The 9,790-nt window shown below is 75.1% G+C and carries 8 protein-coding genes and 1 pseudogene; 8 read left to right on the forward strand and 1 reads right to left on the reverse strand.

The features are described from left to right. Positions 1-101 precede the first annotated feature (101 nt). The 5 genes from AB0J24_RS24150 to AB0J24_RS24170 all read left to right on the forward strand — a co-directional run bounded on the left by AB0J24_RS24150 (position 102) and on the right by AB0J24_RS24170 (position 4,736). Positions 102-884, forward strand: a complete 783-nt coding sequence (locus AB0J24_RS24150) for a DUF5134 domain-containing protein (protein WP_358685147.1) — start codon at positions 102-104, stop codon at positions 882-884. Beyond that, positions 881-2,263: a PepSY-associated TM helix domain-containing protein gene (locus AB0J24_RS24155; protein ID WP_358685149.1), complete on the forward strand. Its 1,383-nt coding sequence runs from the start codon at positions 881-883 to the stop codon at positions 2,261-2,263. Before AB0J24_RS24150 ends, AB0J24_RS24155 begins: the two co-directional genes overlap by 4 nt. A gap of 61 nt (positions 2,264-2,324) precedes the next feature. Then, on the forward strand, positions 2,325-3,218 hold the full coding sequence (locus tag AB0J24_RS24160; RefSeq protein ID WP_358685151.1) for an oxidoreductase: 894 nt from the start codon (positions 2,325-2,327) through the stop codon (positions 3,216-3,218). An 82-nt stretch (positions 3,219-3,300) separates the two neighbouring features. After that, a complete protein-coding gene (locus AB0J24_RS24165) occupies positions 3,301-4,425 on the forward strand; it encodes an exo-alpha-sialidase (protein ID WP_358685153.1) in 1,125 nt (374 codons plus the stop codon). Beyond that, entirely contained in the window at positions 4,422-4,736 is a 315-nt protein-coding gene (locus AB0J24_RS24170; RefSeq protein WP_358685156.1) for a MoaD/ThiS family protein, read from the forward strand. Before AB0J24_RS24165 ends, AB0J24_RS24170 begins: the two co-directional genes overlap by 4 nt. A 24-nt stretch (positions 4,737-4,760) precedes the next feature. On the opposite strand, the gene mftD is transcribed toward AB0J24_RS24170, so the two are convergent. Next, positions 4,761-5,978: a pre-mycofactocin synthase MftD gene (gene mftD / locus AB0J24_RS24175; RefSeq protein ID WP_358685158.1), complete on the reverse strand. Its 1,218-nt coding sequence runs from the start codon at positions 5,976-5,978 to the stop codon at positions 4,761-4,763. Between the two features lie 612 nt (positions 5,979-6,590). On the opposite strand from mftD, the gene AB0J24_RS24180 reads away from it, so the two are divergent. The 3 genes and pseudogenes from AB0J24_RS24180 to AB0J24_RS24190 all read left to right on the forward strand — a co-directional run. Beyond that, positions 6,591-7,469, forward strand: a complete 879-nt coding sequence (locus tag AB0J24_RS24180) for a LytTR family DNA-binding domain-containing protein (protein WP_358685165.1) — start codon at positions 6,591-6,593, stop codon at positions 7,467-7,469. Positions 7,470-7,536: 67 nt separating this feature from the next. Beyond that, a complete protein-coding gene (locus AB0J24_RS24185; protein WP_358685161.1) occupies positions 7,537-8,535 on the forward strand; it encodes a hypothetical protein in 999 nt (332 codons plus the stop codon). A gap of 739 nt (positions 8,536-9,274) precedes the next feature. Then, positions 9,275-9,790, forward strand: a pseudogene (locus tag AB0J24_RS24190) (hypothetical protein); the annotation flags it as partial.

Consider the following 9,790-nt stretch of genomic DNA (forward strand, 5'->3'; position numbering starts at 1 on the left):
GCCGGTGGCGTGATCCGGATCGCACCGGGAACCGGCCGGGTGACGGCGACGACCACTCGCTACGTGCCCCCGTCGGACCCACCGCTCCCCCAGGAGATCCCGTGATCGCGTCCCTGCCCGTGGCCCTCACCCTGACCGTGTTGTTCCTGCTGACCGGCGGCTACGCGCTGCTGCGCTGGTCGGGCGCCGTCGCCGGGTCCGCCCCGCCCGGGCGGCGCACCTCGGAGCTGGCCCACCTCCTGATGAGTGTGGCGATGGTCGTGATGACCTGGACCTGGTACGGGACCGCCGGTCTGTGGTTCCAGATCCTGCTGTTCGGCGGGTTCGCGGTGTTCTTCGCGGCCGACGCGGTGCGCCGCAGGCGCCTGCAGCTGCACGGCTGCACCGGCGGCTCGGCGCACGCGCTCATGGCGGCGGCGATGGTGTGGATGCTCGCCGCGATGCCGCTGATCATGCCCGCCCCGGTCGAGGCACCGGCCGGCGGTGGCGGGCACACCGGGCACGCCGGGCACGGGGCCGGCGCCGACGAGGCCGCACACGTTGCAGGACAGGCCGGCTGGGCCGTCGGGGTGACCGTGGTGCTGTGCGCAGCGCTGCTGGCCGTCGCCGGATTCTGGACCGTCCGGGCCCTGGCCGCCGACGACCACGGGCACGCCGCGGACGGGGACTTCCCCGGCACCCCCCTGGGCCCGCGGGGCGGTGCCCCCACCGCCGCTACCACCAGCACCGCCACTGCAGGCGCCACCGGAACTGCCACGGCCGAGCGGCCCGCCCCGGGCGCAGCGCGGCCGCCGCTGTTCGGCCCGCGCACCGACGCGGGATGCCACGCACTGATGAGCATCGGCATGGTCGTGATGCTCGCGGCGATGGTGGCCGGCTGGTGACCACCGCGTCCCGGACCCGCCCCGCCACCCCCGGCCCGTCGCCCCGCGGCACCACGTTCCGGGGGCTCCGCCCGCTGGTCACCCGCATCCACTTCTACGCGGGCCTGATCGTCGGCCCGTTCCTGCTGGTCGCCGCGGTCACCGGGCTCCTCTACACGCTGACCCCGCAGATCGAGCGCTGGGCGCACTCCGACGCGCTGTACGCCCCGGTCAGCGGCCCCGAGCTGCCGGTGGCCGAGCAGGTCGCCGCCGCCGTCGCGACCCAACCCGGACTGCCGGTCACCGAGGTCCGGCCCTCACCCGGGCCGGGCGTCACCACCCGGGTGTCGTTCGACGCCGATCTGCCCCCCAGCTACAACCGGACCGTCTTCGTCGACCCCTACACCGCGCAGGTGCGGGCCACCCTGGACACCTACGCCGAGTGGCTCCCGGTCCGCGCGGTGATCGACAACCTGCACCGGTCGCTGCTGCTCGGACCACCCGGACAGGTCTACTCCGAGCTCGCCGCGTCCTGGCTCGCGGTGCTGACCGTCTCCGGGCTGGTGGTGCAGCTGACCCGCCGGGTGCGGGCCCGGCGCGAGCGGTTGCTGCCCCGGGCCGCCGGCTCCCCCCGCTCCCGGCTCCTGTCCTGGCACGGGGCGGTCGGGGTCTGGGCGTCGGTCGGCTTCCTGTTCCTGGCCGCGACCGGCCTGACCTGGTCACAGTTCGCCGGCTCGAACGTGTCCACGCTGCGGACCGCGCTGGACTGGACGACCCCCTCGGTCAGCGGCACCCCGCTCGCCGGGTCGGCAGGCGTCCCGGTCACCGGGGACACCGTCGGTCCCGACACCGAGCTCGTCCTGGACGCGGCCCGGGCGGACGGGTTGACCGGTCCGGTCGAGGTGCTGCCGGGTGATCCGGGCGAGGCGTGGTCGGTGATCGGGACCGTGCGCAGCTGGCCCACCCAGATGGACTCGGTCGCCGTCGACCCGGTGAGCGGTGCGATCGTCGACCGGCTCGCGTTCGACGACTGGCCGGTCGCGGCGAAGCTCGCCCGCTGGGGCGTCGACGCGCACATGGGGCTGCTGTTCGGCGTCGCCAACCAGGTCGCGCTGGCCGCACTGGCCTCCGCGCTGATCGTCCTGGTGGTGTGGGGGTACCGGATGTGGTGGCTGCGCCGGCCCACGCTGCCCGGCGGCCGCCGGTACGCGGGCCCCCCGGGCTCACGGGAGCGCCCGTCACCGGCGTCGGTGGCGGTGCTGGCAGCGGCCGCGATCGGGATCGGACTGGCCATGCCGGTGCTCGGCATCTCGCTCATCGCCTTCCTGCTCCTGGACGCCGCACTCGCCGCCCGCCGGGCGCCCGCCGGGGTGGACCGGACGCAGCGGCCCGTGTCGTAGCGGATGGTGCGGTGGCCGAACGGGTAGACCGGAGCACGCCCGCACCCCGTAAGGAGCCGCAGTGTTCTGGTCCTCACCCGCTCCCTGGACGACCGACGACATCCCGCCCCAGCAGGGCCGCACCGTCATCGTCACCGGCGCCACCAGCGGACTCGGCCTGGAGACCGCCCGCGCCCTGGTCCGCGCCGGCGCCCGCGTGGTGCTCGCGGTGCGCGACACCACGAAGGGCGACGACGTCGCCGGTGAGCTCGGCGGCGCCGCGAGCGTGCGCCGATTGGACCTGGCCGACCTGACCTCGGTCCGCGAGTTCGCGGCGGGCGTCGAGGGCCCGGTCGACGTGCTGGTGAACAACGCCGGGCTGATGGCGGTCCCGCAGGCTCGCACCGCGGACGGGTTCGAGATGCAGCTGGGGGTGAACTTCCTCGGCCACTTCGCACTGACCGGCCTGCTGGTCGACCGGATCACCGACCGGGTCGTCACGCTGTCCAGCCAGATGCACCGGACCGGCCGGATCGACCTCGACGACCTGAACTTCGAGCGCCGGCGCTATGGGCGCTGGACCGCCTACTCCCAGTCGAAGCTCGCCTGCCTGATGTTCGCCTACGAGCTGGAGCACCGGTTCGTCGCGGCGGGCTCGCGGTTGCGGTCGGTCGCCGCGCACCCCGGTTACGCCTCGACGCAGCTGCAGGGCCGCACCGAGTCGTTCCAGGACGCGGTGCTGCGCGTCGCGAACCGGGTGGTCGCCCAGCCCGCCGCGGCGGGAGCGCTTCCCGGCCTGTTCGCCGCGACCGTCCCGGACGTCCCCGGCGGCACCTACATCGGGCCGGGCGGGTTCGGCGAGGTCCGGGGCAACCCGCGTCCAGTCGGCTCCTCGGCGGCCTCGCACGACCGCCGGATGCAGCGCGCGCTGTGGGAGCGCGCCGAGGAACTGACGAAGGTCGGTTTCCCGATGTGACCTCGAAGGGCCGATGAGTCGTGCGGCCCCCGGCGGTCGGTACTCGCACACCGACGCGAGCACACCGACACGAGGAGGCCGCATGAGTTGCGTACGGGTACTGGTCGGCACGCGCAAGGGTGTTTTCGTGCTGACGGCCGACGGGCAACGCGAGGACTGGACGGTCACCGGCCCGCTGTTCGGCGGCTGGGAGGCCTATCACGTCACGGGATCGCCGTCGAACCCCGACCGGTTGTGGGCGGCGCTGTCGATGGGATGGTTCGGCCAGCAGCTGCAGCGCTCCGAGGACGGCGGGCGCACCTGGGCGGCGGTCGGCAACGACTTCACCTACGCCGGTGTGCCCGGGACCCACCAGGACTTCGACGGCACGCCGCACCCGTGGGAGTTCACCCGGGTGTGGAAGCTGGCGCCGTCGCCGTCCGACCCGGACACGCTGTTGGCCGGGGTGCAGGACGCGGCGCTGTTCCGTTCCGTCGACGGCGGTGAGCACTGGACCGAGGTCCGCGGGTTGCGCGAGCACGGGTCCGGGGCGCACTGGCAGCCGGGCGCGGGCGGGATGTGCCTGCACACGATCTGCCCGGACCCGCGCGACGACGACGCGCTGCTCGTCGCGATCTCCGCCGCGGGTGTCTTCCGGACCGCCGACGGCGGCGCCGGCTGGCGGGCGGCGAACCGCGGCCTGGTCAGTGACGGCATCCCCGACCCGGACGCCGAGGTCGGGCACTGCGTGCACAAGCTCGCCCGGCACCCGGACCGGCCGGACACCGTCTACATGCAGAAGCACTGGGACGTCATGCGTTCCGACGACGGCGGCGACTCCTGGTACGACATCGGCGACGGCCTGCCCAGCGACTTCGGTTTCGTCGTCGACGTGCACGCGCACGAGCCGGACACCGTCTACGTCGTCCCGATCACCAGCGACGCCGAGCACTACCCGCCGGACGGGCGGCTGCGCGTCTATCGCAGCCGCTCCGGCGGCGGGGAGTGGGAGCCGCTGACCCGCGGGCTGCCCCAGCAGCACTGCTACGTCGACGTGCTGCGCGACGCGATGGCCGTCGACCGGCTCGACGACTGCGGGATCTACCTCGGCACCACCGGTGGCCAGGTGTACGTCTCACCGGACGCCGGGGACAGCTGGACGCCGATCGTGCGGGACCTGCCCGCCGTGCTGTCGGTGGAGGTACAGACGCTGGGCGCCCCGTCGTGAGCAGGACCTGCACGGTCCGCGTCCGGCTGCCCGCGCAGCTGCGCAGGCTGGCCGGGGTGGACGGCGAGGTCGCGGTCCCGGTCGCGGGGCCCCCGGTGCTGCTCGGGGCGGTGCTCGACGCGCTCGAGCACCGGCATCCGCAGCTGTGCGGCGCCGTCCGGGACCGGCCGTCCGGGCGACGCAGGCCGTACGTGCGCTACTTCGCCTGCGAGCAGGACCTCTCGCACTGCCCGGCCGGGACGGCGCTGCCGCCCGCCGTCGCCCGGGGTGACGAGCCGTTGCTCGTGGTGGGGGCGATGGCGGGCGGCTGAACGGGAGCCGGGTGCGGGATCGGATCAGTACTTCTCGGTGCGGGTGAAGCCCTCCGGCACGATCAGGTCGTCCCGGGTCAGCTCGTGGATCGACCGCTTCCCGAGCCCGAGCAGTGCCTCGTCGATGCCCTTGTAGAGGATCGACAGCACGTTCGTCACGCCGCGCTCGCCCTGGGCGCCCATCCCCCACAGGTACGCGCGACCGATCAGGCAGGCCCTGGCGCCCAGCGCGAGCGCCTTGACCACGTCGGACCCGCGCCGCACGCCGCCGTCCATCAGGACCTCGATCTCGTCGCCGACGGCGTCGACGATCCCGGGCAGCGCCCGGATCGCGGCCGGGGTCCCGTCGAGGTTGTTCCCGCCGTGGTTGGACACCGAGATCGCGGTGGCGCCGGCGTCGACGGCCCGGCGGGCGTCGTCCGGACGCATGATCCCCTTGATCATGAACTGCCCGCCCCACTGCTCCCGCAGCCACGCGATGTCCTCCCAGGTCGGGGGCGGGGTGGTCCACCAGACGCCGTAGGCGCCGAAGAAGGTGGGTGCGGCGCCGCCACCGGGGGGCGCCATGTTCGGCGCCGTGAGGTCCGGGATCCGGCCCGCCCGCACCCAGTCCAGCAGGTAGCGCGGTTTGGTGACCATCTCCGGGCCGAACTGCAGCGCGGCCCTGAGGTCGACCTTCTCCGGGATGGGCGGGCTGCCCCAGTCCCGGCGGGTGGCGAAGGTCCAGTCCAGCGTCACGATCAACGCCTTGGCACCGGCGGCCCTGGCCCGCTCCGCGCGGGCCAGGATGTCCTCCTTCGAACCGGCCCAGTACACCTGGAAGAAGATCTTGTCGTTGACCGCGCAGACGTCCTCGACCGAGCGTGACGCGAACGACGACAGCCCCATCGCCGTCGACACCGTCTGGTCCGGGTTCAGCGGGTTCTGGATGTTGGAGCTCGCGGCGGCGCGGGCGACGGCGACCTCGCCCTCGGGGTCGACGGCCTGCACGCCCGTCGGCGAGATGACCACCGGCAGGTCGATCTCCTGCCCCAGCACCGTGGTCTTCTGGTCGCGCTGGGCCGGCAGGCTCGCGATGTGCGGGCGGAAACCCAGCTCGTCGAAGGCGGCGACGTTGTCGGCCAGCGTGATGCCCTGCTCCGCGCCGCCCACCAGCGCGTAGTAGACGGACTTCGGCAGCCGCCGGCGCGCCCGGCGCTGCGCCTCCGCGACCGTCTCGAACCAGTCCTTGGTGCTCGCCATCGCTGCCCCTTCGCAGTGTCCCGTGTTGTCGGTGCGGGTCCCGCGCCCAGCACGGACCGCATGCGGCACGTCACCGACGGTGGTGTCGGCGACCACGGTCGCCGATGTCGGGCCGCACCGCACGGTAGCGTTTCGGCACCGAGTGCCACAATATGGCCCGCCGTGAGCCCGTCCGATCGGCGAGGATCGGACCATCCGCCCGACCAGCGACGACACCATCGGGCCGGGCCGGTGACCGCGAGGCCCCGACCCGCCGGCGGAGTGGGTCACCCGTGGTGAGAACCGCACCCCGGACGGCCTACACCGGATCGTGGCCACGCGCGCGGAGGACCGGCCGTCGGTAACTCTCCGCAGCCTCGCTACGGTGTGCCCGCAGTCACCGGTCAGCGGGCGGCAGGCCCGCGGCAAGGAGGAGCCGTGTACAGCCACGCGCGGGGTGGGCACGCTTCCGGTGCGACGCCGGTCGTCTCCGGCTCGGCCGGGTACGGCACACCGTCCGGCTACGGACCGCCACCCGGGTACGGGGCGAGCAACCACCGGCCGATCGGCCTTCCCGGCCAGGCCCGCGCCCCCGAGCAGCCTCCCCAGCAGCCCTCGCCCGGCGGGGCGCTGCTGACCGTCCTCGCGGTGGACGACGAGGAACCCGCGCTGCTGGAGCTCGCCCACCTGCTCGGCGAGGACCCGCGGGTCGACACCGTGCTCACCGCGCCGGACGCGACCGAGGCCCTGCGCATCCTGCACGGCTCGCAGGCCGATGCCTCCAAACCCGGCGTCGACGTGGTCTTCCTCGACATCCGGATGCCCGGCCTCGACGGCCTGGAGCTCGCCAGGGTGCTGAACGCGATGGCCGACCCGCCGCCGGTCGTGTTCGTCACCGCGCACGACGACCGCGCCGTCGACGCCTACGAGGTCGGCGCCGTCGACTACCTGCTCAAGCCGCTGCGCAGCGAACGCCTCGCCGGATCGCTGGACCGGACCGTCGCGCTGCACGCCGCGCGCCGCGCCGAGACCGCCGGCCCGGGGCCCGGGCACACCGCCCGTCCCGGTGGGCCGCCGGCACCGGCCGGGCGCCGCAGCGCCCCCGTCGCCACCTCCGACGACGAGGTGGTCCCGGTCGAGCTGGCCGGCACCACGAAGCTCGTCCCGCGCTCCTCGATCCGGTTCGTCGAGGCACAGGGCGACTACGCCCGGTTGCACACCAACGACGGCAGCCACCTCGTCCGGATCCCGGTCTCGGTGCTGGAGGACCGGTGGGGCGAGGCCGGGTTCGTCCGGATCCACCGGGCGTACCTGGTGGCACTGGCACTGATCACCGAGCTGCGGATGTCCGGTTCCGGCTACGTCGTGCGGCTCGGCAACGGCCCGGGTGCGGTCGAGCTGCCGGTCAGCCGGCGACACACCGCCGGGCTCAAGCGGATCCTGCGCGGCCGCCCGCCCCGGCCGCAGCGCGGGACCGACGACGGCCCGGACGGCCCCGTCCTCCCCCGCTGACCCGCGGCGACACGCCCGCCGCGCTCCGCACTGCCGGAGAGACACAGCTCACTTAGCCTGGTGACCGGTGTCCATCTCCGGGGTAACTCAGCCGACCACCGTCCGTCACCGGCCGGGTGGGGTGTTCCGCCCGTTCACCCTGCTCGTCGCATTGCTCGCGTTCTGCGCGCTCGTCGCCGGCTGCGCGAACGATCCCGCAGCCGACGCGGAGCCCGCACCGCCCCCCTCCCCCGAGGCGGCCCCGACCGGCGTCGAGCCGCCGGTGCCCGAGCTGCCCGGCGGCGGCACCGAGTTGTTCCCGCAGCGCCGGATGGTGGCGCTGTACGGTCATCCCGGGACGCCCGCGATGGGAGTGCTCGGCGAGCAGGACCTCGCCGCGTCGATCGCCAGGGCCAAGGATCTCGCCGCCGACTTCCAGCCGCTCGTCGACGAACCGGTCGTGCCCGCCTTCGAGATCATCGCGACCGTCGCCGACACCGCACCGGGTCCGGACGGCGACTACTCGGCCGAGATGAGCGTCGAGGACCTGCGCCCGTGGGTGGAGGAGGCCGGTCGGGCCGGTGTGTACGTCGTGCTCGATCTGCAGCCGGGGCGCACCGACTTCCGCACCCAGGCGCAGCGCTACACCGAGCTGCTGACCCAGCCGCACGTCGGTCTCGCCCTCGATCCCGAGTGGCGCCTGGAGGGCGACCAACGGCACGGCGACCAGGTCGGCTCGGTGAGCGCGGCGGAGGTCAACGCCACCTCCGAGTGGCTGGCCGGGCTGGTCCGCGAGCGGAACCTGCCGCAGAAGGTGTTCCTGCTGCACCAGTTCCAGGTGCAGATGATCTCCGACCGCGCCGACGTCGTGACCGCACGACCCGAGCTCGCCACCGTGCTGCACGCGGACGGCTTCGGCACACCGCAGGAGAAGATCGAGACCTGGAACACCCTGCACCAGGCCCCCCGCCCGGAGGGGCTGTGGTGGGGATGGAAGAACTTCCTCGACGAGGACTCGCCGACCTTCACCCCGCGTCAGACCTACGACGTCCGCCCCGAGTCCCCCGTGTTCGTGTCCTACCAGTGACGGGTATGTCCGAACCCTCCCGTGACCTCGTCCGGAACACCCACAGGGGTGGGTGGCCGGGCACCGAGATCGTGATCACGGCAAGTACTCTCGGGTGACCCGGGTGCCGCTGCCGTCGCCGGGGCAGACACCCGTGCCGGGGCCCGGTGCCCGGCACGGTGGGCCCGACCGTGCCGACCAGTGAAGGGGGTTCCCGGTGGCCGAACCACCGCGCGAGGAGCCCCAAGGGCAGGACCCGTCCCGGTCCGGACCGCCACGGGACGGCAGGCGCCCCGGACGGCGGGACGACCGCCCGCACCTGCGCCCCGGGGCCCGCCGCGAGCAGCCTGCCCCGACCGCCGGCGGCGACCCGCGCGATCCGGGCAGGCAGCCCCCCGACCAGCAGCCCGGCCCGCCCGGCGGACGGCGCCCCGGCCCGCCCCCCTCGGCACGCCCCGGGTCGGCGCATCCCCCCACCAGTCGCGGTGGTGCACCGCAGCGCCCGGGCGGGTCCGCCGCGGCCCCGGCACCCGGCTCGTCCGGCGGCCCCGGCGGGCCGTCCGGCGGCGGTGCTGGCGGACGCTCCGCTCCCGGCCCGGGCGACGCCACCGGACGGCCGTCCGGCCCCGGTGCCCAGGGCCCCGGTTCGGGCCCTCCCCCGGGCCCCTCGGCGTCCGGGCCGGGCGGTCCCCCCGGTCCTGCCGCAGCCGGGTCGGCCGGGCGGGGCTCCTCCGGTGGTTCCGAGCGGCCGCCGACCGGTGTGCACGGGCGGCCCCCCGCGGGTACCGGTCCCGAGCAGCGGCCGGCCGGCCCGCCACCGGCCGGGCGGCGGCCACCCGGCCCCGGCGGCCGGGACGACGCCCCCGCCGAGCCGGACGAACCGTGGCTGCGCCGTCGCGAGCGCGAGGCCGCCGCCGCTGCCGAGCGCTCCGCGGCCTGGCGGGCCCGCACGGCGCGCTCCGAGCCGTCGCCCGGCCGGAGCGGGCACAGCGACAGCAGACCGACCGACATCCGTTCCATCCGGGCCACCCGCCGCGGGATCGGCGAGACGATGGCGGCGGCATCGGTCCCCGGCCGTCCGGACACGGCTGCCGAACGGCGCCGGTACCGGGCCGCGGAACCCGATGCACCGCCCGCGGAGCGCGACCGTGCGGCCCGCCTCAGCGGAGAGCTGCCCGTCGTGCCGCGCCGCGCGGGCGCGCCCGGGTCCCCGCCGGAACCGCAGGCCGGCGACGGCGGGCCCGCCGTTCCCCGGCACCCGGCGCCGCCGCCCGAC

Source organism: Pseudonocardia sp. NPDC049635 (genome assembly GCF_040659795.1).
Lineage (GTDB): Bacteria > Actinomycetota > Actinomycetes > Mycobacteriales > Pseudonocardiaceae > Pseudonocardia.